The sequence below is a fragment of the Gemmatimonadota bacterium genome (genome assembly GCA_016713785.1).
In the GTDB taxonomy this organism is placed as follows: domain Bacteria; phylum Gemmatimonadota; class Gemmatimonadetes; order Gemmatimonadales; family GWC2-71-9; genus JADJOM01.
The window spans coordinates 1,142,495-1,166,928 of record JADJOM010000003.1 but is presented as its reverse complement, the minus strand read 5'-3'; the positions used below and the strand labels follow the sequence as shown (position 1 = coordinate 1,166,928).

Genomic DNA, 24,434 nt, shown 5'->3' with positions numbered 1-24,434 from the left:
TTGGCCCCGGTGGATTCGAACCACCATTCGCGGATCCAAAGTCCGCTGTCCTGCCGTTGGACGAGGGGCCAGCGCCCCGAAAAGTAGCGCCAGCGCCGGTCCCCGGCCACCGCGAAGCCCAAGCCGGGTCAGGACCTAGGCGGTGTCCGGGGGGGCGGGGAGGCCGGCCAGTGTCTCCACCGGGATGACGCGGCCCAACCGGGGCGGGAGCTGCTGCCGGGCCTCGTCCCGGTCCTGGGCGGTGCGGTAGACGGCGAACAGGGTGGACCCGGACCCGCTCATGCGGCACAGCAGGGGATGCGTGCCGGCGAGCGCCTCGAAGGCCTGCCGGAGCTCCGGGACGCGCCCGAACAGCGCAAACTCGAAGTCATTGCCCGCCAGCCGGCCGATGCTGCCCCAGCCCTGCAGGGCCTCAAGGTCGAGCGCCACGGCGCCCCGCGCCCCCGCGCCGTGGCGGGCGGCATCCACCTGCCGAAAGGCGTCGGGGGTGCTCACCCCCACCGGCGGCTGCAGCAGCAGCGCCGGCGCGCTGGGGAGGGGTGGCAGCCGCAGCATCCGCTCGCCGTGGCCCCAGGCCAGGGCGAGCGGCCCACCGGCCACAAAGAAGGGAACATCGCTGCCCAGCCGGGCGGCGAACTGCAGCAACTCATGCCGCGGGACGGCGTGCGCGGCGAGCGCATTGACGGCAAGCAGGGCCGCCGCGGCGTCGCTCGAGCCCCCGCCCAGGCCGCCCTGGACCGGGATCGCCTTCTCGAGGGTCAGGTGCACCCCGAACCGCCGTCCGGTGGCGGCCAGCACCAGGTCGGCCGCGCGCACCGCCAGGTTCTGCTCCGGCGGCCCGCACTCCGCGCCCTGCACGTCCAGAGTGATCGCGTGCCCGTCGCGGCGCTCCGCATGCAGCCGGTCCGCCAGCGACACCAGGCAGAACAGCGTCTCGAGGCCGTGGTACCCGGAGTCCTCGCGGGCCAGCACCCGGAGGAAGAGGTTCACCTTGGCGTGCGCCGCCAGGGTCACCGAGGTGGTCATGCCGGGGGGCGGCGGAGCGCGGCCAGTCCGAGGTTGGTGCGCGCCACCGACCAGGCGCCGAGCAGCGTGATGGGCAGGAAGGTCAGCACGTGATAGGTCAGGGCGTAGGCGGCCGCCAGGCTCTTGTCCACGCCGTACAACGCCAGCACCGCGATGATCGGCAGCTCGAACGCGCCCACGTAGCCCGGCGTCGAGGGCAGCGCGATCCCGAACATGATCAGTCCCTGCATCAGCAGCGCGCCCGAGAAGTCCACCTCGATGCCGAAGGCGGCGAACATCACGTAGAAGGAGAGCGCGGACAGCCCCCACACGCCGAGCGACCAGAACGCCGCGCCCAGGATGCGGCCCGGTGAGCTGAGCACCGACAGGCCGTGCCGGACGCCCTCGATCACGGCCACCAGCCGGTGCGCCAGCTTCTCCCCGGGCACGAGGCGCCGCACCAGTCGCTCTGCTGCCAGCGGGAAGGCCACCACCAGGGCCCCGGCCACCAGGCCTCCGACGGCCGCGATGCCGGCCACGGTCACGATCCGCCCGATGCCGAACCCGGCCACGGCGCTCTCCGGCAGCGTCACCGTCAGCAGGCCGATCGCGAGGAGGGTGACCACGGTCAGGGCGTCGAACAGCCGTTCCACGGCGATCGACGCCAGCACCGAGGTGAAGCGGGTCTGGGTGAGCTGGCTCGCTGCGAAGGTCCGGACCACCTCGCCCATGCGGAGCGGGAGCACGTTGTTGGCCATGAAGCCCATGGCGATCGCGTGCCACAGCGGCGCGATGCCCAGGGTGCGGCCATCATCGCCCCGCAGCAGGATCCGCCAGCGGAAGATGCGCACCACGAACGGGATGGTGGCCAGCACGACGGCCAGCAGCATCGGCGCCAGCCGGGCGGTGCGGACGTGCGCCAGGACCTCGGCGAAGTGGATGCCGCGCAGCGAGACGTAGAGCAGGACGGCCGAGATGGCGACCCCGGCCAGGATCTGCCAGACCGGGGTGCGACGAGCGGGAGCGGGTGCGGTCAAGGGATCAGTCTGCGATGGCAAGCTCGACCAGGTCGAGCAGTTCATCCACGAGGGGCTGGAGGGTGGCGAGGGCGGGGGCACGGGCATTCAGGGCGCGCAGCTCGCGGCGGAGCTCCTCGGCCCGCTCGAGCGCGGCGCGGCCGTGGTACAGCAGCTCGCCGATCTCCACCACGGTGTCGGCCGGGGTGACGGCGGAGGCGCCCGCCGCCGCGAGGGCCGGCGTGACGACCGGCGCGGCGGAGACGCCGGCCACCAGGGACTCGTATCGGGCAAAGCTGGCGGCGATGTCCCAGCCGTCGTCGCCCGGGAGCGGCACCGGCGCCGCGGCGAGGACGGGGGGGGGCGCCACGAGCGGCGCCGCCACGGCCACCGGCTCCTCGTCCGGTGCCAGCGACTCGATCGGCACGATCGGCAGGTGCGCGTACGGATCGACCGGCTCCGGCGCCGGCTCGGGGTCGGGCGCGAGGGACTCGATGGGCACCACCGCCGGCTCCGCCGGGACCTCGGGTGGCGCGACCGCATGCGGGATCGCGAGGGACTCCCGCTCCACGGCCGCGATGGCCGGCGGCGGGGCCACAGCGCTGCCCAGCCGCTCGAGGCGAGTCACCAGCGGTTCGAAGCCCGCGGCGAGCGTGGCCGGCTGGGTGATCTCGGTGTACCCCCGGAGCCGCGTGCCGGCATCCCGGATACAGTCGGCGAAGCGCAGCGCCTCGGACGCGGCGGCGCCACGGAGGATCGCGGAGCGGGCGGCCGCCGCGAACGCCTCCACGCTCACGTCGAGCACGGACGGCAGGCCGGCCGCGAGGGTGCGGAGGTCCTGGAGCAGCACGTGGAGGCGCAGGTCTCGCTGGGCGGTCGACGACGCCTCGGCCAGCTCGTCGGCGGCCTGCACGAGGTGCTCGCCGCGGCTCACCACCGCGGCGGCGGCCAGCGGCTGGCGGGGTTCCGGCCGCGGCGCCAGCCCGCGCTTCACCAGACCATCCTCCCCGGCAAAGTAGAGCGATTCGATGTCGACGACCGGGGCGCTGTCCGCATCGGCGGTGGGGTGCAGCAGCAGGCCGGCGAAGCGCTGGAACTCCTGACCGTGCGGGTCAGGCCGCCCGCGGTCGGCGATCTCGCGCGCCGCGCGCACCAGCGCGTCGGCGGCCGCCGCCAGGCGTTCGGCGCCGGCGTGGGGCGGGAGCTCGAGCCGGCTCAGGCTCACCGCGGTGCGCTCGATGCCGTCGAGCAGGTCCGGCAGCGGCGGGAAGTCCGTCAGCGCGGCCAGCCCCCGGAGGGGAAGCAGCCGCCGCACCAGCGCGGCCAGCACCTCCTCCGAGGTCGTTCCGGTCGCGAGGCTCCTGGCGGTCTGGTCGAGCGCGCTGCCGAGCGCCGCGGACTCGCGCGCCAGGAAGGCCCGCACCCCGGCGTCGGACTGGGCGCCCGGCGGTGGGGCGGGGCGGGCGCTGCCGCCCCCCGAGACCTGCTCGAGCTCGAGCGCCAGGCGCTCGGCCCGGGCGGCATCGTCCGGGGTCCAGGTACGGACCCGCTCCACCAGGGTGCGGAGCACGTCCACCGCCTCGCGGGTGCGGGCGGGCAGCTCGGCGGTCCACTCCAGCCGGCCGTCCCGATAGCCCCGGAGCAGGTGTTCGAGCGCGTTGGCCGCCCGCGCGATCGCCGGCTGGTTGGCCATGAGCGCACTGCCGCGCAGGGCGCGGGTGAAGCGGACGAGTTCCTCGCCGCTCGGTGGGGCCGCGCTGGCCGCGAGCGTGCCGAGGCGCCCGAGGTACTCCCCGGCCTCGAGTACGAAGAAGTCGTCCAGTCCGAGCGGCTGATTCATGTGGCCTTTAGTGTAGGAGAGGACGGGGGCCGGGTCAAATCGTGGCCCGGGCCGCGTCGATCAGCCGGCGCATCTCCAGGGTGGCCGCCCCGATCCCGGTGGCCATGGCCCGGCTCACGATGCTGTGCCCGATATTCAGCTCTTCGAGCTCGGGCAGCGCGGCGACGGGCGTCACATTCCTATATGTGAGCCCGTGGCCGGCGTGGACCGCCAGGCCCAGCTCCCGGCCGCGGCGGGTCGCCGCGGCAAGCTCCGGCGAGGGCCGCACCGCCCTCCTGCCAGTGGTGCGCATAGCGTCCGGTGTGCAGCTCGACGGCGGGGACGCCGAGGGCGCGGGCCCGTTCCACGCTCTCCAGCGTAGGGTCGATGAACAGGCTCACCCGGACGCCCACGGCGCCCAGCCGCGCGATCACGGCGGCGAGGCGCTCCGGATCGGCGGCGAGGTTGAGCCCGCCCTCGGTGGTGACCTCCTCGCGCCGCTCCGGCACCAGGGTGGCCTGGAAGGGGCGGAGGCGGCAGGCCAGCGCCACGATCTCCTCGCTCAGGGCGAGCTCGAGGTTGAGCAGCGTGCGCACGGTGGCGGCGAGCCGCTCGATGTCGTGGTCCTGGATGTGCCGCCGGTCCTCGCGCAGGTGCGCCGTGATGCCGTCGGCGCCGTTGGCCTCCGCGAGCAGCGCGGCCTCCACCGGATCGGGTTCGTCCGTGCGGCGTGCCTGCCGCACGGTGGCCACGTGATCAATGTTGACGTACAGCCGCATGCGCGTCATTGCCCGCTCCAGAGGCCGCGTTTATGTTGCGCACTTCGCATCCCGCTCCGTGGAGGACGGCGTGTCCCGACGACTGATGCTGGGTCTGCTGTGCGTGGTGCTCGGGTGTGGCGGCGGTGCCGCCACCGGGGCGGCGCCGGATGAGTCCGCCACTGTTCCAGAAGCCGCGGTGCGGAACTTCATGCAGGCCGTGGCCGACAGCAATATCACCCGGATGGCCCGGTTCTGGGGAACTTCCAAGGGCCCCGCGGCGATTACGGGGCAGCCGGCCGACTACCGGGACCGCCTGGTCGTCGCGCAGGCGTTCCTTCGCCGCTCGCCCTTCCGCCTGGTCCGGACCGACATGGTCCCCACGCAGAACGACCGGCGCGCGGTGCTGGTGGAGTTCGAGCGGACCGACTCGGACGGCAAGCAGTGCACCAAGCAGGTGCCGTTCACGGTCCTCCCGGCGGGGAAGCATGGCTGGATCGTGGTGGCGATCGACCTGAACCAGGTGGGCAGCCCGGGACGCGCCTGCACGCCGGCGCAGGCCTCGCCCTGAGGCGCTACTCGGTCAGTTCGATCAGGATGCCGGCCGTGGCCTTGGGGTGGACGAACGCGATGCGATGCCCGCCGGCGCCCGTGCGGGGCACCTCGTCCACCAGCCGGTAGCCGGCGGCGCGACAGGCGGCCAGGGCGGCCTCGAGGTCGGGGACGCGGTAGCAGACGTGGTGAATCCCCGGCCCGCGCCTGGCCAGGAACTTCGCGATCGGGCTGTCGGGGGCGCGGGGCTCGAGCAGCTCCACGGCGGAATCGCCGAAGGGCAGGGAGACGATCCGGGCGCCATCGGCCTCCTCCGGGGGACCGGGGGTCAGGCCCAGGACGTCGCGGTAGAACGCGAGGGCGGCCTCGATACTCTCGACGGCCACCCCGAGATGGGCGATGCGGGGAGCGGATGGCATGGGCACCAGGCGGCGATAGGGGCCGGAAGGACGGCGCACCGCGCCGTGATGTGTCGAGGGCGACGGCGCCGGGCTGTCGCCGGCAAAGTAACGTGAAAGGACCGGGAACGCATGGCCAGCGCGAACATCGTGAACGTGACCGACGCCAACTTCGCCACCGAGATCCAGCAGATGCAGGGACTCGCGCTGGTGGACTTCTGGGCCGTGTGGTGCGGCCCCTGCCAGGCCATCGCGCCGGTGGTGGACCAGCTCGCCGAGCAGTACGTGGGCAAGCTCAAGGTGGCCAAGCTCGACACCGACGCCAACCAGGAGACGGCGGTGAAGTTCAACGTCCGCTCGATCCCGACGATCATGTTCTTCAAGGACGGGAAGCACGTGGATACCGTGGTGGGCGCCGATCCCCGGATCAAGACCATCCTGCAGGGCAAGATCGAGCAGCACCTCGGCTGACCGCCCGTCGGGCGCGCCGGAACGACTGACGGGGGAAGGGCGCCACGGGCGCTGCTTCCCCCGCGCGGTTTTCCGGTCCCCCGTTCCTCCCCCAAGCCCCTAGATTCCGGCATGCCCGAGCCCGCCACCCTCTATGTCGTCGCCACGCCGCTCGGCAACCTCGGCGACCTGAGCCACCGCGCCGAAGCCACGCTGCGGACCGTGCCGGTGGTGGCGGCGGAGGATACCCGGCGGATCCGGGGGCTGCTCAGCCACCTCGACGCCCATCCCAAGGTACTCAGCTTCCACGCCCACTCCCCGGAGCGACGGCGCGAGTCCCTGCTCGAGATCCTGGCCGATGGGCGGGACGTGGCACTGGTGACCGATGCCGGCACCCCCGGCGTGTCCGATCCGGGCGAATCGCTGGTGGAGGCGGTCCGCGCGGCGGGGGTCCGGGTGGTGCCGATCCCCGGGCCGAGTGCCGTGACCACCGCGCTGTCGGCGTCGGGCCTCTCCGCTGACCGGTACCTGTTCCTGGGGTTCATCCCGCGCAAGGGCAAGGACCGCGAGCGCCTGCTGCAGCAGGCGGCAACCTGTCCGTGGACCGTGGTCTTCTACGAGGCCCCGCCGCGACTCGCCGAGCTGCTCGCGGATCTCTCCAGGGTGGCGGGCGCCGACCGCCAGGCGGTGGTCGCCCGCGAGCTCACCAAGCTGTTTGAGGAGTTCCGGGCCGGAACCGTGGCCGAGCTTGCCGCGTACTACGAGGCCACGGAGCCGCGTGGCGAGATCACGGTCGTTGTGGCCGGGCGGCCGGAAGGCGCGTCTCCCGCGGAAGACCTCGCCGACGCCGGCGAGCATGCCGCCCGCCTGCTGGCGACGGGGCTCTCCCGCAAGGACACCGTGCACCACCTGGTCCAGGAGTTGGGCATTCCCCGCAACGAGGCGTACCGGATTGTGACGTCGCTGCCATGACCCCGGGTCGCGGGATCCTCCTTGCGCTGCTGCTGGCTGCTGCCCCCACCGCGGCGCAGACGGCGGGGCCGGTTGCGGGGACCATGACCATCGGGCGGCTGCACTACGACGGCGGGGGCGACTGGTACGCCAATCCGTCGGCGCTGCCCAACCTGCTCGAGGCGATCGCCCGGCGCACCGTGCTCCGGGTGAGTCCGCGTGAAAAGGTGGTGCGCCTGGTCGATGACGAGATCTGGAACGTCGGGTACATCCACCTGACCGGCCATGGCAACATCCGCTTCAGCGACCAGGAGGTCGCCATCCTGCGTCGCTGGCTGCTGGCGGGCGGGTTCCTGCATGCCAGTGACAACTACGGCCTGGATGAGTCGTTCCGCCGCGAGATGACCCGGCTGTTCCCGGATCACGCGCTCGAGGAGGTGCCGCTGACCCATCCGGTCTACCACCTCGTCTACGACTTCCCGCAGGGGCTCCCCAAGATCCACGAGCACGACGGCAAGCCGGCCCGGGGCCTCGGGCTCTTCCTGGAGGGACGGCTGGCGGTGTTCTACGACTACCAGAGCGACCTCGGGGACGGCTGGGAGGACCCGGAGGTGCATCGCGATCCGCCGGAGACGCATGAGGCGGCGCTGCGCATGGGCGTGAACCTGTTCGCGTACGCCGTCGGGTACGCGGGAGGGGCACCGTGAGCCTGACGGGTCAGCGGCTGCAGGCCCTGCTGTCCGGCTTCCGCCGGCTGGCGCTGGCGTCGTGGGCCGGGGGCGGCCTCGGGCTCGCGTGCGTGCTGCTGGGCGCCGCCGCGTGGGCGGCCCGGCTCGGCTGGTTCGGCCAGCCCTGGTGGGTGCTCGCCACGTGGGGGGTGGTGCTGGCGCTGGCCGGGGCGGTGCTGCTGCGCTCCCGGCGGCAGCTCGCCGGACTGTCGCCGGGGTGGGTGGCGGAGCGGCTCGAGGCGGCGGGGTTCCGTCAGGGCGCACTGCGTGCGCACCTGGAGCCCGCCGCCGCCGGCACCAGCGCGGCGCTGCTCGCCCTGGCAGACGGCGAGGCGGCGCAGGCGGTCGGGGCGCGCGGACCGGACCTGCTGCGGCCGGTGCTCGAGCGGTTCCGGCGGGCCGCGCTCCTCGGGGGCGGGGCCCTCGTGGCCGGCCTGCTGCTGCTCGGCAGCGCGCGGCCCACGCATGGCCGCCCGGCGCTGCTGTGGCGCCCCGTGGAGGCGTGGACCGCCACGGTGGCGCCGCTCCGGCTCTCCCTGAGTGTGGCCGAGGTGGACCGGGGCCAGTCCGTGGCGGTGACGGTGGCGGCCCCCGGGCGTGAGCGCGCGATCCTCTGGGTGCGGACGCCCGGGGAGTCGTGGCGCGGGCAGGGGCTGGTGCTCGATTCCGCCGGCCGCGCCGCCACCAGCCTCGGACCGCTGGAGCAGGACCTGTTCGTCCGGGTCACCAGTGGCGGTCGCAGCTCCGACACCCTCGCGGTCCGGGTCCGGCTGCCGGCGTTCCTCGGCACCCTCGCGCTGACCGCGCGGTACCCACGCTATCTCGGGCTGGAGGATGAGCCCGTCCCGACCGACGGTGATACCCTGGTCCTGCCCGAGGGCACCCGGCTGGAGACCATTGGCGAGGCCACCTCGGCGCTCGCCGCGGCCGGGTGGCGCGCGGATGCGGTGAGCCTGCCGCTTCGCGTGGACGGGGGCCGGTTCCAGGGCAGCTTCACGCCAGCGGGGCGGCGGACCTGGGAACTCGCCCTGCAGCCCGCCTCGGGCCGCCCCCTGGCCGGTGACACCATCCGGGTCCCGATCGTCGTGGTCCCGGACAGCGCGCCCCGCGTGGAGGTGCCGGTGCCGGGCGCCGATACCCTCGTCCCGCTCACGCTCCGGGTGCCACTGGTGGTGGATGCGCAGGATGACCACGGGCTCACCCGTGTCACGGTCGAGAGCCGGCGAATCAGCCGCCTCGGGTTCGAGGATCCCGAGCGGCTCGAAGTCGTGGCACTCCCCGAGGGTGTGCGCGACCGTGCCATCCTGCCCTTCGAGCTCGACCTCAACCAGCGCGGCCTGCTCCCGGGTGACACGGTCCGGTTCGTGGTCCACGCCACCGACAACGCCCCGGCGCCCCACGCGGCCCGCTCGCGGGAGTACGTGCTCCGGCTGCCGACCCTGAGCGAGGTGCGTGAGGCCACCCGGGAGACCTCCCAGCAGGTGAGCCGCCGGCTCGACAGCATCGCCGAGGCGAGCCGCCAGCTCGAGCGACAGACGGAGGACCTGGCGCAGGAGCGGCCGCGGCAGGCCGGGGCCGAGTCGGGGTCGACCGACGAGTCCCTCAGCTTCGAGAATGCCAAGCGCGCGGAGCGCGTGGCCCAGTCGCAGGAGCAGCTCCTGCGCGAGGCCGAATCGGTGCGTGAGGCGGTCGAGGCGCTGCGGCAGAGCGCCGAGGCCGCTGGGCTCAACGATCCCGCCTGGCAGCAGCGGCTGCAGGAGATCCAGGACCAGCTGGAGCGGGCGATCACGCCCGAGCTGCGCGAACAGCTGGCGGAGCTGCAGCAGGCCCTGCGCGACCTCGACCCGGAGCGGAGCCGCGAGGCGCTGGAGCGGCTGGCGGAGGCGCAGCAGCAGCTGCGGGAGGCCCTGGAGCGGAGCCGCGAGCTCTTCAAGCGGGCCGCCCTCGAGGGCGACATGGCCAACCTGTCGGCCGAGGCGCGGGAGCTCACCCAACAGCAGGAGCAGTGGGCCAGCCAGGTGCCGGTGCAGGATAGCGCGCGCGCGGCCCGCGAGGAACGGGCGCTGGCCCAGCAGGCGGACTCCCTGGCCAGCGCGCTGCAGCAGCTGGCCCAGCAGCTCGGTGAGCAGGACGCGGAGCGGCAGGAAGGGGTGGAGCAGGCAGCCGAGCAGGCCCAGCAGGCGGCCGACCAGATGCGGCAGGCCGCGCAGTCGGCGAGCAAGGGCCAGAAGTCGCAGGCGCAGCAGCAGGGCCGCGAGGCGGCCCAGAAGCTCGAGCCGGTGGGCGAGCAGCTCGACCAGGAGCGGCAGCAGATGCAGGAGCAGTGGCGGGAGGAAATCGTCCAGGCGCTCGACCAGGCGCTGGCCGACGCCAGCCGGCTCGCGGAACGGCAGCTGGCCGTCACCGAGGCCCTGCGGCGGGGTGAGGCCACGCCGTCGGTTCGGGCGGAGCAGGGCGCCATCGAGGAGGGCGTCGAGCGGCTGCTGGAGCAGATGAAGGAGGTCAGCGGCAAGAATGCGCTGGTGGGGCAGCAGACCAGCGTGGCGCTCGCCGCGGGGCGGGACAACATGCAGAGCGCGCGCGAGGCCCTGGCTACCGCCGCCCCCAACCCGCGCGAGGCCGGCCGCCGCGCCGGGGAGGCGGTGGACGCGCTCAACTCGGCGGCGCACAGCCTGCTCCGCAGTCGCGGCTCGGTGGAGGGCGCCGGCTCCGGGTCCGGCCTGCAGGAAGCGATGCAGCAGATGAGCCAGATGGCGCAGCAGCAGGGCCAGATGGGCCAGCAGGCCGGCGGCATGCTGCCCATGATGGGGCAGGGTGGCAGCCAGATGCAGGAGCAGCTTCGCGCCCTCGGCGCCCGGCAGCGCGCCATGGCCGAACGGCTGGAGCGGATGCGCGCGGGCGGCCAGATCCCCGGAGCGGCCGAGATGTCGCAGGAGGCGAAGGACCTCGCGCGGGCCCTCGAGGCGGGGCGCCTCGACCGGCAGACGGTCGAGCGCCAGGAGCGGCTGTTCCGCCGCATGCTCGACGCCGGCCGCACCCTGCAGGGGCAGCAGGAGGACGAGAAGCAGGAGCGGCAGAGCACCACGGCGAGCGGCGACTCCATGCGCCTGCCGCCGGCGCTGCGGCGCCGGCTCTCCGCCGACGAGTCGGCGCTCCGGGTCCCCACGTGGGAGGAACTGCAGGCGCTCTCGCCGGACGAACGGCGGCGGGTGGTGGAGTACTTCCGTCGCCTGGCCGAGTCGCCCGAGCCGGCACCCCGGACGCCCGCCGGGCGGCCCCCGCGATGACGGCCCGCGCGTCGGGCATCGGTGCCCTGCTGGGCGCGCTCCTCCCGCTGCTCGCCGGGGGGGCGGGGCTCACGGCGCAGGATCCGCTGTCCCGGGCGTTTGACCTCGAACGGCGGGGCAGCTACGCCCAGGCCGCGGAGATCTATCGGACCGTGCTCCGGGACCAGCCGGGGGAGGTCACCGCCCTGCTCGGGCTGGAGCGCGCGCTGACGCCGCTCAACCGTGCCGCGGAGCTGCTCCCGGCCGTGCGGGCGGCGCTGGCGGCGGCGCCGGGTTCGGTGCCGGTGTACGGCGTGGGGCTCCGGGCCTATGCGGCCCTCAACCTGATGGACAGCCTGCCGCGCCTGGTGGACGCGTGGAGCAAGGCCGCGCCGGGGGACGAGACGCCCTACCGTGAATGGGCCTCCGTGGCGCTGCAGCGGCGCGACCGGGCCACGGCGCGCCGGGCGTTCCAGCTGGCGCGGGAGCGACTCGGCGAGCCGGACGCGCTGGCCGCCGAGTTGGCCCAGCTGGCGACCGCCGAGGAGGACTGGCCGGCGGCCGTGCGGGAGTGGCTGCGCGCGGTCCGGCAGCTGCCGGGCTACCGCTCCTCCGCGACCACCGGCCTGGGGCAGGCGCCGGCCCGCGCCCGCCCCGACATCCTGGCGGCGCTGGGCCGGGAGACGGGGCCCGATGCCGCCCGGATGAGCGTGGACCTGCGGGCACGCTGGGGCGATCCGCTCGGCGCCTACGAGGCGCTGACCGCGCTGCTCACCGGCCCGCTGCCCAAGCAGGTGGACCTGCTGCAGACCTTCCTCGAGCTGGTGCGGCTCGAGTCCACCGCGCCGTACCTCAAGGCGCAGGCGCGGACCCTGGAGGAGCTCGCCAACCGGTGGGTGAACGCGCCGCAGCGGGCCCGCTATCGCCTGGAGGCCGCCCGGGCCTACGCCGACGCCGGCGAGCGCCCGGCGGCCCGCCGGATGCTCACCCAGATCGCGGGGGATTCCTCGAGCGGCGCGCCGGTGGCGGCCGGCGCCACTGCCACGCTGATCGACCTGCTGGTGCTGGAGGGCAGCACGGCGGAAGCGAGCGCGCAGCTCGACCGGTACCGGGGCGCGCTCGCGGTGGACGAGTACCTGCGGCTGCGGCGCGCCGTGGCCGCCGGCTGGGCCCGTGCCGGCGACGTAGCGCGGGGCGAGGCGATGCTGGTGGCCGACAGCAGCGTCGAGGCGCTCGCGCTCACCGGCCGCTTCCGCCTCTACGCCGGCGACCTCAAGGGCGCGGCCGACCGCTGGAAGGCTGCGGGCCCCTTTGCGGGGAGTCGTGGCGAGTCCACCGAGCGCTCGGCGCTGCTGGCGCTGATCCAGCCCATCGCGGTGGACACCCTCCCGGTGTTCGGCGCCGCGCTGCGGCTCCTCGACGCGGGCGACAGCGCCGCGGCCGCGCGGGCCATCGAGCGCGTCGCGGCCGACCTCCCTCCCGATGGCGGCCGCGCCGACCTCCGGTTGTTCGCCGGTCGGCTGTACGCCGGGGCGCGTCAGCCGGCGGAGGCGGAACGGGTGCTGCAGCAGGCGGTGGTCAAGGACGTGCCGGGCACCGCCGCCGCCGCGCTGCTCGAGCTGGGGCGGCTGTACCTGGCGGGCGACCGCGGCCCGGAGGCGGTGGCCGCGCTGGAGCAGATGATCCTGGAGTACCCGGGGAGCGCGCTGCTGCCGCAGGGGCGCCGGCTGCTCGACCAGGCGCGCAACGCGGTGCCCCGCACATGAGGCGGCGGCACTTCGTCGGCGCGGCCGCGCATGGGCTCGGCGGCCTGGTCGCCGGCGACTGGGCCCTCCGCCGGCGCGGCTGGCCGGCGGAGGCACCCTACCTGCTGATCCCCATGGACGAGAGCCAGGGCGATCACCTCAAGGCCTACGGGCTCACCTACCGCGCGCTGGAGCGGGGCGGTCGCGCCGAGTGGTTCCTCAACTACCGCGGCGGCTCCTTCCTGGTGCCAGGCGACGCCGCCACCACGCGCGATGCCGCCCTGGCCGGGGTGACCAGCGAGCCGCTCGGCGAGGGACAGGTCACCGACATCAAGGCCCAGATCCAGCAGCAGAACATGGACGCGGTGCCGCTGGAGAAGCCGCCCAAGGTGGCGGTCTACGCGCCCCCCAACGCCTCGCCATGGGACGACGCCGTCACCATGGTGCTCAACTACGCCGGGATCGCGTTCGAGAAGGTGTGGGACACCGAGGTGCTGGCCAAGGGGCTGACGAAGTTCGACTGGCTGCACCTGCACCACGAGGACTTCACCGGCCAGTACTCCAAGTTCTTCCTCAATTACTCCGGCGCGCCCTGGCTGGCCGACATGGTGGCCCGCAACCAGGCAGTGGCCCGCCAGCTCGGCTATCCGAACGTGCCGGGGCTCAAGCGCGCGGTGGCAGAGGAAATCCGCGCGTTCGTGGACCGGGGCGGGTTCCTGCTGGCCATGTGCACCGCCACCGAGACCCTCGACCTCGCGCTCGCCTCGGCCAAGGTCGACATCGCGGCCAGCTACGCCGACGGCTCGCCGATGGACCCGGACGCCGGGCGGAAGATGGACTGGAGCCGAGCGCTGGCCTTCCAGGGGGCGCAGCTGCAGCTCTCCCCGAACGTCCCCGCCTTCTCCGACATCGACGGCCACCAGGTGAACAGCCTGGACCGCCGGCAGCAGCTCGGGGCCTTCAAGCTGTTCAACTTCAGCGCCAAGATCGACCCGGTGCCGACGATGCTGGTGCAGTGCCATCGCGATGTGATCCCCGACTTCTACGGCCTGACCACCTCGTTCACCAAGGCCACCCTCAAGCCGTCGGTCACCGTGCTGGCCGACGAGCCGGGCGCCCCCTGGGCCAAGTACATCCACGGCGAGCTGGGGCAGGGCACCTGGACCTTCTACGGCGGCCACGATCCGGAAGACCCGCAGCACCAGATCGGGGACCCGCCAACGGACCTCTCGCTGCACCCGCACAGCCCGGGGTACCGGCTGATCCTCAACAACGTGCTCTTTCCCGCCGCCAAGAAGCGCGAGCTCAAGACCTGACGCCGGGCTCCGCTATCTTTCCCGCCATGTCCCGCATCGCTCCCGGAGTCCAGGAACGCCTGGCGGCGGAAATCGCCGCGGCCGGCGGCCGCGAGGTCTCGTTCGTGGCCACCCTCGACGCCGCCGACGTGGTGGTGGGCGCGCGCGCGGTGGCGCGGGGGACGGTCGACCGGGTGCTGGCGCTGCCGGGCGTGGCGGCCCGGGGCGAGATGCTGCTGCACAACCACCCGAGCGGCCAGCTCGACCCCTCCATGGCCGACCTCTCGGTGGCGGCGCGGCTGCACGACGGCGGCATCGGCTTCGGCATCATCAACAACGCGGGCCGCGAGCTGTACGTGGTGGTCGAGGTCCCGCGCGACAAGGGACTCGCCCGGCTCGACGCGCTCGACGTGGTGGCCCAGCTGGGGGAGCACGGCCCGGTGGCGCGCGCCCTCGGGGCCTATGAGGATCGTCCCAGCCAGCGCGACATGGCGGCCCACATCACCGATGCCTACAACGATGGCGGCGTGCTGCTGCTCGAGGCGGGCACGGGGGTGGGGAAGTCGTTCGCCTACCTGGTGCCGGCGCTGGCCTGGGCGCGCGCCAACGGCGAGCGGACGGTCATCAGCACCAACACGATCAACCTGCAGGAACAGCTGGTCGGGAAGGACCTGCCCTTCCTGCGGGACGCGCTGCAGGACGAGCTCAAGGTACCGACCTTCGCGCTGCTCAAGGGGTGGCGCAACTACCTGTGCCTGTCGCGGCTGCACCAGGCGGTGGGCGCGCAGCGCTCCCTGCTCGAGCCGGAGAAGTACGACGAACTGACCGGCCTGTTCGAGTGGTCCGGCCACACCGCCGACGGGACCCTCGCCGACCTGCCGTTCCAGCCCTCGAGCGAGGTGTGGGACGAGGTGAGCGCCGAGGCCGACCTCTGTCCCCGGCTCCAGTGCTCGCACTTCGACGCCTGCTTCCTGTTCCGCGCCCGGCGCCGCGCGGCGGAGGCCGACGTGGTGGTGGTGAACCATCACCTGCTCTCCGCTGACCTCGCGGTGCGCCGGGCCTCCGACAACTGGCGCGAGGCGGCGGTGCTGCCGCCCTACGATCGGCTCATTCTCGATGAGGCCCATCACCTCGAGGACGTGGCGGCCGCACACCTCGGCGCCCAGGTCACCAGCCGGGGCCTCCGGCGCCTGCTCGGCCGCTTCGAGCGGAACGGCAAGGGGCTGCTGCCGGCGCTCGCCGCGGACCTGGTGGCGCAGGGCGACCTGCTGGCGCGGGCCAGCCTCGACCTGCTCCGCGAACGCCTGCTCCCCGCGGTGGCCGACGCCCGCCGGGCCGCCGACCAGCTCATCCTCAGGCTGCACGGCCGGCTGGAGCGCGAGCAGGGCGGGGTGCTCCGGCTCACCGACGAGTTCCAGGCGGACGCGGTGTGGGGGGAGGGGCTGCAGCGCGAGCTCGACGCGGCGCTGATCGCCTTCCGCGCCATCCGGGATTACGTGGAGACCATCGCCGACCGGATGGCCGGGGGGGAGCTCACCGAACGGCGCACGCAGCTGCTCGGGGAGCTGCGGGGCGTGATGCGCCGGCTGGAGACCGTGTCGGACGGGCTCAACCAGTCGCTCCGGCCGGCGACGGGGGGGCCGCCGATCGTCCGGTGGCTGGAGCGGAGCGGGGCCAAGGGGCAGCAGGTCTCGCTCGCGGCGGTCCCCCTCGACCTCGCGCCGATCCTCCGCGAGGCGATCTTCGAGCGGGTGAAGACCGTGACACTCACCAGCGCCACGCTGGCCGCCGGCGGCGAGTTCGATTTCCTGGAGTCGCGCCTCGGGCTGAGCGCCGACCCCAACCCGGTGACGGTCAAGACGATCCTGCCGTCGCCCTTCGACTATGGGGAGCAGTGCCTCTTCGGCATCCCCAACGACCTGCCCGACCCCCGTGAGGACGAGGCCGGCCACGCCGGCGCGGTGGTGCAGGTGGTGCACGACCTGGCCTGGGCGTCCGATGGCGGGATGTTCGTGCTGTTCACCAGCCACGGGGCGCTGCGCCGCGCCGCCGCGGAACTGCGGAGCGTCGCCGGGGAGCGCTGGCCGATCCTCGCCCAGGGCGACGCGCCGCGCGACGTGCTGCTGCGGCGGTTCCGCGAGCTGGGCCGCGCCATCCTGCTCGGCACCGACTCGTTCTGGGAGGGTGTGGACGTGCCGGGCCGGGCGCTGCGGTCGCTGGTGATCACCAAGCTACCCTTCAAGGTGCCTTCCGAGCCGCTCACCGCGGCCCGGCTGGAGCGGCTGGCGGAGCAGGGGGAGGATGGCTTCATGGGGTACCTGCTCCCCCACGCGGCGCTCAAGCTCAAGCAGGGGTTTGGCCGCCTGATCCGCACCCGGGCCGACGTCGGGGCCGTGGTGCTGCTCGACAAGCGCGTCGTCACCAAGCGCTATGGACCGCTGGTGCTGAGCGGGCTCCCGCGCGCCGACAAGATCGTCGGACGCTGGGCCGACGTCCGCACCCGCATCGAGGATTTCTTTGCCCGCCACGGCATCGGAGCCAGCGTATGATCCCGGTGAACCCCACCAAGATCGTCTGCATCGGCCGGAACTACCTGGCCCACGCCCGTGAGCTGGGCAACGAGCTGCCGCCCGAGCCGCTCATCTTCCTCAAGCCGCCCTCGGCGCTGCTGGCCCCCGGCGAGCCGATCGTGCTCCCGCCCCAGTCGCAGCAGGTGGAATACGAGGGCGAGATCGGGGTGGTGGTCCTGGAGCGCCTGCAGGGCGTGTCGGTGGCCCAGGCGGAGCAGGCACGGCTGGGCTTCATCTGCGTCAATGACGTGACCGCCCGCGACCTGCAGAAGAGCGATGGCCAGTGGAGCCGCGCCAAGGGCTTCGATACCTTCTGCCCGGTGGGCCCGGCGGTGGTGGAGGGACTCGACTGGCGCACCCTCGAGGTGCGCACCCGGGTCAATGGCGTGGAGCGGCAGCACGGCCGCACCGCCGACATGGCCTACAGCATCCCGGTGATCCTCTCGTACATCAGCCGCGTGATGACGCTCGAGCCCGGCGACCTGATCCCCACCGGCACCCCGGCCGGGGTGGGGCGGCTTGCGTCCGGCGACGTCGTCGAGGTGGAGGTCCCCGGGATCGGCATCCTGCGGAACCCGGTCCGATGAAGTTCTCCGAGCGGCTGCAGCGGCTCCCCGGGTACCCGCTGGCCGAGCTGCCGGCGCGCAAGCGCGCGCTCCTGGCCCAGGGCGTGGACGTGATCGACCTCGGTGCGGGCGATGCCGACTATCCGCCCCCCGCCGAGGTGATTGCCGCCATGCGCGAGGCGGTCGGCGTCACGGCGCTGAGCAAGTACGGCTTCCAGCAGGGCAACCCCGCATTCCGGGAGGCCGCCTGTCGCTGGATGGAGCGGCGCTTCGGCGCCCGGTTCGAGCCAGCCACCGAGACGCTCCCGCTCCTCGGTTCCAAGGAGGGGCTCTCCCACCTGCCGCTCGCGGTGCTGGACCGCGGCGACGTGGCCGTGGTCCCCGAACCCGGGTATCAGGCCTACCTCGGTGGCACGGTGCTGGCCGGCGGGGAGCCGTACGTCTACCCGCTCACGCCGCACACCGAGTACCTGGTGGAGCTCGAGGAGCTGCCGTCGCAGGTCCTCGACCGGGTGCGGCTGGTCTTCCTCAACTACCCGAACAATCCCACCGCCGCCATTGCGCCGCGGGAATACCTGGAACGCACCGTGGCGCTCTGCCGGGAGCGGGGGATTGTCCTGGCCTACGACAATCCCTACTGTGACCTCACCTTCGATGGGTACCGCGCCCCGAGCATCTTCGAGATCCCGGGGGCGCGGGAGGTGGCGGTGGAGTTCTTCTCGCTGAGCAAGAGCTTCTCGATGACCGGCTGGCGGCTCGGCTGGGCCGCCGGTGACCGGAGCTTCATCACCGCGCTGACCCGGGTGAAGTCCTACGTTGACACCGGGCCCTGGCTGGCGGTCCAGCAGGCGGGGGCATTCGCCCTGGACCACGCCGAGCGGCTGATGGCCCCGAACGTGGCGGAGCTCCAGGCCCGGCGGGACGCCGGCGTGGCGGCGCTGCGCGAGGTGGGGTTTGCCGCCGAGCTGCCCAAGGCCACGATGTACCTCTGGGTCCCGCTGCCAGGGGGGCTGCTCTCGGCCGAGTTTGCCCGGCGGGCCCTGGACGACGCTGGCGTAGTGGTCCTCCCCGGCAGTGCCTTCGGCCCGGGGGGGGAGGGGTTCTTCCGGATCGCGCTGACGGTGGGCGCGGCTCGCTTGCGGGAAGGGGTGCTGCGCCTGGGTGGAGTGTTGTCGCGTGCCGGCGCCGCCTGATCCGCGCCCGGGGCGGGGCGCCGCGCGGTGGGTGGCGGTGGCGGTCAGCGTGGCCGTCCACAGCCTGCTGTTCCTGGTGGTCATCGACGGGGTGGCACCCCGGCTGCCACTCCGGCGGATGACGCGGAGTCCGGTCGCCATTCCCGATGAGGCGCGGATGGTCACGCTGCCATCGTTCCGGCCCGTGCCGGCGCCGCGCACCAGTGGCGAGCCCCGCCCGCTGCCCGCGGAGCCGCTCCTGGTGCCATCGCTGCCGGACAGCCAGCTGCCGCCGCGGGTGGCGCTGCTGCCCGACTCCGTGCCGGCCGATCGGCGGCGGGGCCCGGCGGGACGGATCGGTCCCGCGGCGGGCGATGGGAGGCTCTGGGTCCGGCCACTGCCGGTGCCGCCTCGTGACCTGGCCGCGCGGCTGGCGCCGAGCCATGTGGAGCTGGTCGACAGCGCGGTGACCGCGATCGTGCAGGGGTACCTCGACTCCATCGCGCGGGAACCGGGTGCCGACCGGGTGGCGCTGCCGGACTGGACCACCACGATCGATGGCCGGAAGTTCGGCCTGGACTCGCGCAACATCTACATCGCGGGGCTCAAGATTCCGGCGGTGGTGCTGGCCCTGCTGCCGCTACCGTCGGGCGGGAACCAGCGCAACGCGCTGGACCACAGCGGGCAGTGGATCGCCGAGGACCTCCGCCGGGCGGCGCAGCGCGCCACCTCCCTGGAGGACTTCAAGCGGGCCGTGCGCGACCTGCGGCTGGAGAAGCAGCGACAGAAGGACCTGGAGCGGGCCCAGCGGGAGCGGCCCGACAGCACCGCCCCGGCGGACTGAGAGCGAGCGAGAGCGATGAAGCTGGTGGATACCGACGAGACGATCGTGCTGGTGACCGGATCCGACATCCGGGCGGAGGAGCGGGACCGGCCCACCGCGTACCGGCTCAAGCAGGAGATCGACCGCCTGAGCGACGGGCAGCCGTTCCGGCGGGCGGTGGTGGTCGGCGATGCGTGGTATCTCGACAACCGCATCTTTCACCTCAACCCAACGGTGGCCATCGGTGGTCCAGGCGTCAACGGGCTGGCCGCCGGGCTCACCCAGCAACTGCCGGTGGTGTGGAGCCGCGACCAGCGGGCGTTCGTGCAGACCGACTTCGAGGCCGATCCCAAGCGCGCGGTGCTCTGGGGCCTGGACGCCGAGTCGACGATGGTGGCGGTGGAGACATTCGTGAGCCAGGGATTCCTCGCCGACCTGCTGCGGCGGATCTGGCGCTTCCGGACGGAGGTCTACGTATGAGGCCGTCATGCACCCCGATGGTGGTGCTCCTGGCCCTCGCGCTCGCGGCCTGTGACGGGGGATGGCCGGCCGGGGGTGGGGCACCGGGCCTGGCCGAGGTGGCGGTCCGCGCGGCGGCGCCGCCGGCCTACGCGAGCGCGCCGGGCCTCGCCGTGGAACGGCTCAAGCTGAGCCTCCTCCGGATCAACCAGCTCATCGACGCCTACGACACGGTGGCCTCGCGGACCGCGAGCTTCGGCCCGGACCGCGACGCGATCTCGCTCTCGCTCAGCGTCTTCCTCTCGCAGCCCGAGACCCTCATCGTGGACCTGCAGTACCAGACGGCCGCGGGGCTTCCCCTGTTCGTGGCGTCCGGCTCGGTAGTGGCGGTGCCTGGGAGCCCCACCTCCAGTCCGATCGTGCAGCCGTTCTATATCGGGCCGGGCAGCAACGTCGCGGTGCTCAACCTCTCCCCGCTCGACACCACGATCACCAGTGGCGACACCCTGGCCTACGACGTCACGGCCCTCGACGCCAACCAGGCCAGCGTGCCGCAGTTCTACGTGCACTGGCAGACCGATGATGCCCGGGTGAGCATCAACGCCCTCGGCGTGGTGCGCGCCCCGGACATCACCCGGCAGGTGACGGTTGTCGCCACCACGCCCAACGGGACCCAGGCCAGCACCTCGCTGGTCATCCAGGGCAGCGCCGGCCTGGGCCTGTCCCCGGACTCGGTGGAGGTCTCGATCTTCAGCGGCGTGAGCTTCGGCGTGGCCATCGGCGGGTTGCGGACGTCGGTGTACGCCTGGTCGGTGGAGGGGGTGGATGGCGGGGACGGCGTGGTCGGGAGCGTGGACAGCGCCGGGTTCTACAGCGCCCCGGGCGCGCTGCCGGCCACCAATCCGGTCCAGGTCTGCGCCCGCGACACAACCCGGACCGGCTTCCAGGGCTGCGCCACCGTGGTGCTGACGGACGCCGTCGGGGCACGGCGCTAGCGCACGCCCCGGCTGCACATGCGAGGGGCCCCGTGCCGTCCGGCACGGGGCCCCTCGTGTCATGCACGACCCTCGGGGTCAGGGCGCCGTGACGGTGCCGTCGTCGGCGATGCGGGCACCGGTCTCGGGAAAGTCGAGGCGGGTGACCCGCTGCAGCAGGGTGATGGCTCCTCCCGACTGGTCGGGAAACACGCCGGCCTGGGGCAGCTGGAAGAGGGCGGGCATCCGGGCGGCGCGGAAGCGGCCGTCGCCCTCGAGGTCGAGCTGCAGAATGGTGGTCTGGCCCAGCGCGCCCTCGAGGTTGAAGCCGCGATAGGTCAGGAAGTTGCCGAGGGAATAGAAGATCGGCTTTCCGTGGTAGAACTCCACGCCGCGGAGCACGTGCGGCCCGTGGCCGACGACCGCGTCCGCACCGGCGTCGAGCACCGCCCGGGCCCAGCGCCGGAGGTTGCCCCGCGGCTCCTTGCCCAGGAACTCGGGCCCCTCGGGCGTGCGGACCGCGGCGGCGCCCTCCTTGCCGCCGTGGAAGGTCACCACCAGCACGTCCACCAGGGGCCGGAGGGAATCCACGATGGCCACGCTGCGGGCCAGGTCGAGCAGATTGTAGGCATGCGGGTAGGTGGCAAAGCCCACCAGCCCCACGAGGGTCATCTGCCCGTCGCGGAGCACCGGCGTGATGGCCACCTGCTCGAGCGGGCCGTACACGGTGAGCCCGTGGGTCCGGAGGGTGGCCTCGGTATGCCGCCGGGCGTCGAGACCGTAGTCGTTGGCGTGGTTGTTGGCGAGGTTGGCGTGGGTGAACCCGGCCTCGGGGAGCCGGGCCGCCAGCCAGGTGGGCGTGGCGAAGGCGTAGCAGCGGGTAGAGCGGGGGGCGCACTTGCTCGAGGTGCCCGAGTCGGACAGCACGCCCTCGAAGTTGCCCACGACGAGGTCGCCGCGGAGCAGGCTGTCGACGCCCTGCAGCAATCCGCGACCGCTGTCGGGCGGGATGCCGTCCTCGAGGGTGCGGGTGCCGAGGTTGATGTCGCCGGTGAAGACCAGCCGGACCGGCGCGGGGGCGTGGCTGATGCCCTGGCCGGGCAGCGCGCCCGCGCCCAGCAGGAGGGCGAGCGCGGTGACGCGGAGGCTCATCCGCGCGCGGCCGCGATCCGCTGCAGGCTCTCGTCCCGGCCGACCACGGCGAGCAGCTCGTTCACCGGCTCGGAGACGGTGCCGCCGGTGAGCGCCACGCGCACCGGCTGCATGATGTCGCCGAGCTTCCTGCCCTCCTTCTCGGCGAGGCCCTTGAGCGCCGCCTCGAGGGCCGGCGCGGTCCACTCGGCTTCCGGGAGCGCGCCCAGGGCCGCGCCCACCAGCTCGAGGTTGGCGGCGAAGGCCTTCCCGAGCTTCTGGGCCAGCTGGGCGCCCTTGGCGTCACGGGTGATCCGGCTCGCGTCCACCCGGACCGCCACCTGGGCGGCGATGTCGAGCAGGGTCCGGGAGCGGGTCTTCACGGCGTCGATGAGCAGGACCAGCGGGCGGCCCCCGAGGTCGACGCCCATCTCGTCCAGGTGGTGCCGGACCGGCCCCTCGAGCTCCGCGGCGGGGCGCTGGGAGAGGTACTGCCCGTTCATCCATTCGAGCTTGGTGAGGTCGAAGACGGAGGCCTTCTTCTGGATGCCCTCGAGCGAGAAGAGGGCGATCATCTCCTCCTCGGGGAGGATCTCCCGGTCGCCGCCCGGCGACCAGCCGAGCAGGGCCAGGAAGTTCCGCATGGCCAGGGGGAGGATGCCCTGGTTCTGGTAGTCGCCCACGGCGGTGGCGCCGTGGCGCTTGGAGAGCTTCTTCCCGTCGCTGCCGAGGATCATCGGCACGTGGGCGAAGACCGGGGCCGCCTGGCCGAGCGCGCGGTAGAGCGCGATCTGCTTCGGGGTGTTGGAGATGTGGTCGTCACCCCGGATCACGTGGGTGATCCGCATGTCGATGTCGTCGGAGACCACCGCGAGGTTGTAGATCGGGGTGCCGTCGCTGCGGAGGATGATGAAGTCGTCGAGGTCGCGGCCCTGGAAGCTGATCCGGCCGTGCACGGCGTCTTCCCAGGCGATCTCCTCGTCGGGCATCCGGAGGCGGAGGCTGAAGGGCGTCCCCGCGTCGAGCTTCCGCGCGATGTCCGCCGGCGCCAGCCGGCCGCAGCGCCCGTCATAGCGGAAGCCGGCGCCCCCGTGCTCGGCGGCCTGGCGCGAGGCGTCCAGCTCCTCGCGGGTGCAGAAGCAGCGGTAGGCGCGGTCGCGGGCCACGAGCCCCTCCGCGTCGGCACGATGCCGCCCGTACGACTGGCCCTGGAAGAACGGCCCCTCGTCGTAGGTGACCCCGAGCCAGCGCAGGCCGTCGAGGATCACCTGGGTGTGCGCCTCGGTGCTGCGCTCCTTGTCGGTGTCTTCGATCCGGAGGACGAACACGCCGCCGGTCTTCCGCGCGTACAGCCAGTTGAAGAGGGCGGTGCGGGCGCCGCCGACGTGCAGGTAGCCGGTCGGGGACGGGGCGAAGCGGACGCGGACGGATGCCATGACGGGAGTCGGGCCGGGTATGGGGGACGAACCGGGGGTCAAGCAACGAGGGGAACGGGGAGGTGGGGTGTGCCCCCGGTCCCGGTTCCCCTCAGCCTGGTGCACTCAACGGAGTCGGAGGGATTCGAACCCTCGATAGGGCTTTTCAACCCTATAACGGTTTAGCAAACCGCCGCCTTCAGCCACTCGGCCACGACTCCGGGGAGCCGGGATTCTAGCGGGCCGCGGGGGCCCCGACAAGGCCGGGGTCGCGCCCGACCGGCACCGGTGTAACCGGGGTTACAGCGAGAGGGGGGCACGCCAGCCTACCATGCAGCGATCTCGCCCCCGTTCCGGAGTCCCTGCATGCGCGTCACCCCGCGCCTGGTCCTGGTTGTGCTCTCCTGCACCGTCGCCTGCGGCGGCGCCAGCGATCCCTCGACGCCCCCGATCGTCTGGGGGCCCGGCCTCGGTCCGGGGGCAAGCCTCGAGGGGCGACGCCCGTTCCCGGACGACAATCCCTGGAACACCCCCGTGGACCAGGCCGCCATCGATCCCGCCTCGGATGCGCTGATCGCCCGGATCGGGGCCACCGGCGCGCTGCATCCCGACTTCGGGGCCAACTGGAATGGCGGCCCCTTCGGCATCCCGTACGTCGTCATCGACTCGACCATTCCCGCGGTGCCCGTGACGTTCACCTACGACGATGAAAGCGACGCCGGGCCCTACCCGATTCCCGCCGGCGCGCCGATCGAGGGCGGCAGCCGGAGCAAGGGCGACCGCCACATCCTCGTGGTGAATCGCGACTCCTGGATGTTGTACGAACTTTTCGCGGCGTACCCCAGGGGCAACGGCTGGAAGGCGGGCTCCGGCGCCGTGTTCGACCTGGCCAGCAACGCCCTCCGCCCGGCCGGCTGGACCAGCGCCGACGCTGCGGGACTGCCGATCTTCCCCGGGCTGGTTCGCTACGACGAAGTGGTGGAGCAGGGCGAGATCCGCCACGCGCTGCGCTTCACGGTGGCCCAGACCCGGCGCGGCTACGTCGCGCCGGCCCGGCACTTCGCCAGCAACGACACCGATCCCGGCCTGCCCCCCATGGGGATGCGGGTGCGGCTCAAGGCATCGTTCGACACTACGGGGTACCCGCCGCAGGCCCAGGTGATCCTGGCGGCCCTCAAGACCTACGGGATGATCCTGGCCGACAACGGCAGCGACTGGTACCTCTCCGGCGCGCCGGACGCGCGCTGGGACGACGACCAGCTCAATGCCCTCAAGCAGCTGCGGGGCGGGGACTTCGAGGTGGTGCAGATGGGGCCGGTCACCACCGACTGACCGGCCCGG

At 73.3% G+C, this 24,434-nt stretch carries 20 protein-coding genes, 2 tRNA genes and 1 pseudogene; 14 read left to right on the top strand and 9 right to left on the bottom strand.

Translation table 11 applies throughout. The annotated features are described in order from the left end of the window. The 5 genes and pseudogenes from IPJ95_13255 to IPJ95_13235 form a co-directional block, all read right to left on the bottom strand. Nucleotides 1-71: transfer RNA gene (locus IPJ95_13255), tRNA-Gln, on the bottom strand. A 64-nt stretch (nucleotides 72-135) separates the two neighbouring features. Continuing rightward, on the bottom strand, nucleotides 136-1,026 hold the full coding sequence (gene ispE, locus IPJ95_13250) for a 4-(cytidine 5'-diphospho)-2-C-methyl-D-erythritol kinase (protein MBK7924570.1): 891 nt from the start codon (nucleotides 1,024-1,026) through the stop codon (nucleotides 136-138). After that, nucleotides 1,023-2,042: a flippase-like domain-containing protein gene (locus IPJ95_13245; GenBank protein ID MBK7924569.1), complete on the bottom strand. Its 1,020-nt coding sequence runs from the start codon at nucleotides 2,040-2,042 to the stop codon at nucleotides 1,023-1,025. Before IPJ95_13245 ends, ispE begins: the two co-directional genes overlap by 4 nt. A gap of 4 nt (nucleotides 2,043-2,046) precedes the next feature. After that, the gene (locus IPJ95_13240; GenBank protein MBK7924568.1) at nucleotides 2,047-3,861 is read right to left on the bottom strand and encodes an Hpt domain-containing protein; all 1,815 of its coding nucleotides are present in this window, start codon (nucleotides 3,859-3,861) and stop codon (nucleotides 2,047-2,049) included. 34 nt (nucleotides 3,862-3,895) lie between these two features. Next, a pseudogene (locus IPJ95_13235) lies at nucleotides 3,896-4,628 on the bottom strand (pyridoxine 5'-phosphate synthase). 61 nt (nucleotides 4,629-4,689) lie between these two features. Between IPJ95_13235 and IPJ95_13230 the strand changes: the two are divergent. Beyond that, a complete protein-coding gene (locus IPJ95_13230) occupies nucleotides 4,690-5,169 on the top strand; it encodes a hypothetical protein (protein ID MBK7924567.1) in 480 nt (159 codons plus the stop codon). Between the two features lie 4 nt (nucleotides 5,170-5,173). Here IPJ95_13230 and mce read toward each other — a convergent pair whose 3' ends face one another. Then, a complete protein-coding gene (gene mce, locus IPJ95_13225) occupies nucleotides 5,174-5,569 on the bottom strand; it encodes a methylmalonyl-CoA epimerase (protein MBK7924566.1) in 396 nt (131 codons plus the stop codon). Between the two features lie 111 nt (nucleotides 5,570-5,680). On the opposite strand from mce, the gene trxA reads away from it, so the two are divergent. The 12 genes from trxA to IPJ95_13165 all read left to right on the top strand — a co-directional run bounded on the left by trxA (nucleotide 5,681) and on the right by IPJ95_13165 (nucleotide 20,568). Continuing rightward, the gene (trxA, locus tag IPJ95_13220) at nucleotides 5,681-6,019 is read left to right on the top strand and encodes a thioredoxin (protein MBK7924565.1); all 339 of its coding nucleotides are present in this window, start codon (nucleotides 5,681-5,683) and stop codon (nucleotides 6,017-6,019) included. A gap of 111 nt (nucleotides 6,020-6,130) precedes the next feature. After that, nucleotides 6,131-6,970 (top strand): 16S rRNA (cytidine(1402)-2'-O)-methyltransferase, encoded by an 840-nt coding sequence (rsmI, locus tag IPJ95_13215; GenBank protein ID MBK7924564.1) that lies wholly within the window; start codon nucleotides 6,131-6,133, stop codon nucleotides 6,968-6,970. After that, entirely contained in the window at nucleotides 6,967-7,656 is a 690-nt protein-coding gene (locus IPJ95_13210; GenBank protein ID MBK7924563.1) for a DUF4159 domain-containing protein, read from the top strand. Before rsmI ends, IPJ95_13210 begins: the two co-directional genes overlap by 4 nt. Next, nucleotides 7,653-10,964, top strand: a complete 3,312-nt coding sequence (locus tag IPJ95_13205; GenBank protein ID MBK7924562.1) for a hypothetical protein — start codon at nucleotides 7,653-7,655, stop codon at nucleotides 10,962-10,964. Before IPJ95_13210 ends, IPJ95_13205 begins: the two co-directional genes overlap by 4 nt. Next, on the top strand, nucleotides 10,961-12,709 hold the full coding sequence (locus IPJ95_13200; GenBank protein MBK7924561.1) for a hypothetical protein: 1,749 nt from the start codon (nucleotides 10,961-10,963) through the stop codon (nucleotides 12,707-12,709). Before IPJ95_13205 ends, IPJ95_13200 begins: the two co-directional genes overlap by 4 nt. Before the next feature lie 113 nt (nucleotides 12,710-12,822). Then, nucleotides 12,823-14,004: an asparagine synthetase B gene (locus tag IPJ95_13195; protein MBK7924560.1), complete on the top strand. Its 1,182-nt coding sequence runs from the start codon at nucleotides 12,823-12,825 to the stop codon at nucleotides 14,002-14,004. Nucleotides 14,005-14,030: 26 nt separating this feature from the next. After that, the gene (locus IPJ95_13190) at nucleotides 14,031-16,532 is read left to right on the top strand and encodes a helicase (protein MBK7924559.1); all 2,502 of its coding nucleotides are present in this window, start codon (nucleotides 14,031-14,033) and stop codon (nucleotides 16,530-16,532) included. Then, the gene (locus tag IPJ95_13185; GenBank protein ID MBK7924558.1) at nucleotides 16,529-17,140 is read left to right on the top strand and encodes a fumarylacetoacetate hydrolase family protein; all 612 of its coding nucleotides are present in this window, start codon (nucleotides 16,529-16,531) and stop codon (nucleotides 17,138-17,140) included. Before IPJ95_13190 ends, IPJ95_13185 begins: the two co-directional genes overlap by 4 nt. Further along, nucleotides 17,137-18,312, top strand: a complete 1,176-nt coding sequence (locus IPJ95_13180) for an aminotransferase class I/II-fold pyridoxal phosphate-dependent enzyme (GenBank protein MBK7924557.1) — start codon at nucleotides 17,137-17,139, stop codon at nucleotides 18,310-18,312. The genes IPJ95_13185 and IPJ95_13180 overlap by 4 nt, the downstream gene beginning before the upstream one ends. After that, nucleotides 18,296-19,135, top strand: a complete 840-nt coding sequence (locus tag IPJ95_13175) for a hypothetical protein (GenBank protein MBK7924556.1) — start codon at nucleotides 18,296-18,298, stop codon at nucleotides 19,133-19,135. Before IPJ95_13180 ends, IPJ95_13175 begins: the two co-directional genes overlap by 17 nt. Nucleotides 19,136-19,150: 15 nt before the next feature. Then, on the top strand, nucleotides 19,151-19,594 hold the full coding sequence (locus tag IPJ95_13170) for a hypothetical protein (protein ID MBK7924555.1): 444 nt from the start codon (nucleotides 19,151-19,153) through the stop codon (nucleotides 19,592-19,594). Further along, on the top strand, nucleotides 19,591-20,568 hold the full coding sequence (locus tag IPJ95_13165; protein ID MBK7924554.1) for a hypothetical protein: 978 nt from the start codon (nucleotides 19,591-19,593) through the stop codon (nucleotides 20,566-20,568). The genes IPJ95_13170 and IPJ95_13165 overlap by 4 nt, the downstream gene beginning before the upstream one ends. 78 nt (nucleotides 20,569-20,646) lie before the next feature. Here the strand turns inward: IPJ95_13165 and IPJ95_13160 are convergent, their stop codons facing one another. The 3 genes from IPJ95_13160 to IPJ95_13150 all read right to left on the bottom strand — a co-directional run bounded on the left by IPJ95_13160 (nucleotide 20,647) and on the right by IPJ95_13150 (nucleotide 23,314). Continuing rightward, nucleotides 20,647-21,699: a CapA family protein gene (locus IPJ95_13160; GenBank protein ID MBK7924553.1), complete on the bottom strand. Its 1,053-nt coding sequence runs from the start codon at nucleotides 21,697-21,699 to the stop codon at nucleotides 20,647-20,649. Further along, nucleotides 21,696-23,114 carry a glutamate--tRNA ligase gene (locus tag IPJ95_13155; protein MBK7924552.1) on the bottom strand — a complete coding sequence of 473 codons (1,419 nt, stop codon included), beginning with the start codon at nucleotides 23,112-23,114 and terminating at the stop codon, nucleotides 21,696-21,698. Before IPJ95_13155 ends, IPJ95_13160 begins: the two co-directional genes overlap by 4 nt. A gap of 109 nt (nucleotides 23,115-23,223) precedes the next feature. Further along, nucleotides 23,224-23,314, bottom strand: a tRNA-Ser gene (locus IPJ95_13150). A 145-nt stretch (nucleotides 23,315-23,459) separates the two neighbouring features. On the opposite strand from IPJ95_13150, the gene IPJ95_13145 reads away from it, so the two are divergent. Continuing rightward, complete coding sequence (locus IPJ95_13145; protein MBK7924551.1) at nucleotides 23,460-24,425, top strand: hypothetical protein; 966 nt, start codon at nucleotides 23,460-23,462, stop codon at nucleotides 24,423-24,425. Nucleotides 24,426-24,434: the final 9 nt, after the last annotated feature.

Excerpts from the sequence above, each read along its gene's own strand:
- IPJ95_13240 (MBK7924568.1), bottom strand. The coding sequence starts at position 3,861 with ATGAATCAGCCGCTCGGACTGGACGACTTCTTCGTACTCGAGGCCGGG.
- IPJ95_13180 (MBK7924557.1), top strand. The coding sequence starts at position 17,137 with ATGAAGTTCTCCGAGCGGCTGCAGCGGCTCCCCGGGTACCCGCTGGCC.
- rsmI (MBK7924564.1), top strand. The coding sequence starts at position 6,131 with ATGCCCGAGCCCGCCACCCTCTATGTCGTCGCCACGCCGCTCGGCAAC.
- IPJ95_13160 (MBK7924553.1), bottom strand. The coding sequence starts at position 21,699 with ATGAGCCTCCGCGTCACCGCGCTCGCCCTCCTGCTGGGCGCGGGCGCG.
- ispE (MBK7924570.1), bottom strand. The coding sequence starts at position 1,026 with ATGACCACCTCGGTGACCCTGGCGGCGCACGCCAAGGTGAACCTCTTC.
- IPJ95_13210 (MBK7924563.1), top strand. The coding sequence starts at position 6,967 with ATGACCCCGGGTCGCGGGATCCTCCTTGCGCTGCTGCTGGCTGCTGCC.
- mce (MBK7924566.1), bottom strand. The coding sequence starts at position 5,569 with ATGCCATCCGCTCCCCGCATCGCCCATCTCGGGGTGGCCGTCGAGAGT.
- IPJ95_13200 (MBK7924561.1), top strand. The coding sequence starts at position 10,961 with ATGACGGCCCGCGCGTCGGGCATCGGTGCCCTGCTGGGCGCGCTCCTC.
- IPJ95_13185 (MBK7924558.1), top strand. The coding sequence starts at position 16,529 with ATGATCCCGGTGAACCCCACCAAGATCGTCTGCATCGGCCGGAACTAC.
- IPJ95_13170 (MBK7924555.1), top strand. The coding sequence starts at position 19,151 with ATGAAGCTGGTGGATACCGACGAGACGATCGTGCTGGTGACCGGATCC.
- IPJ95_13190 (MBK7924559.1), top strand. The coding sequence starts at position 14,031 with ATGTCCCGCATCGCTCCCGGAGTCCAGGAACGCCTGGCGGCGGAAATC.
- IPJ95_13155 (MBK7924552.1), bottom strand. The coding sequence starts at position 23,114 with ATGGCATCCGTCCGCGTCCGCTTCGCCCCGTCCCCGACCGGCTACCTG.
- IPJ95_13165 (MBK7924554.1), top strand. The coding sequence starts at position 19,591 with ATGAGGCCGTCATGCACCCCGATGGTGGTGCTCCTGGCCCTCGCGCTC.
- IPJ95_13195 (MBK7924560.1), top strand. The coding sequence starts at position 12,823 with ATGGACGAGAGCCAGGGCGATCACCTCAAGGCCTACGGGCTCACCTAC.
- IPJ95_13145 (MBK7924551.1), top strand. The coding sequence starts at position 23,460 with ATGCGCGTCACCCCGCGCCTGGTCCTGGTTGTGCTCTCCTGCACCGTC.
- trxA (MBK7924565.1), top strand. The coding sequence starts at position 5,681 with ATGGCCAGCGCGAACATCGTGAACGTGACCGACGCCAACTTCGCCACC.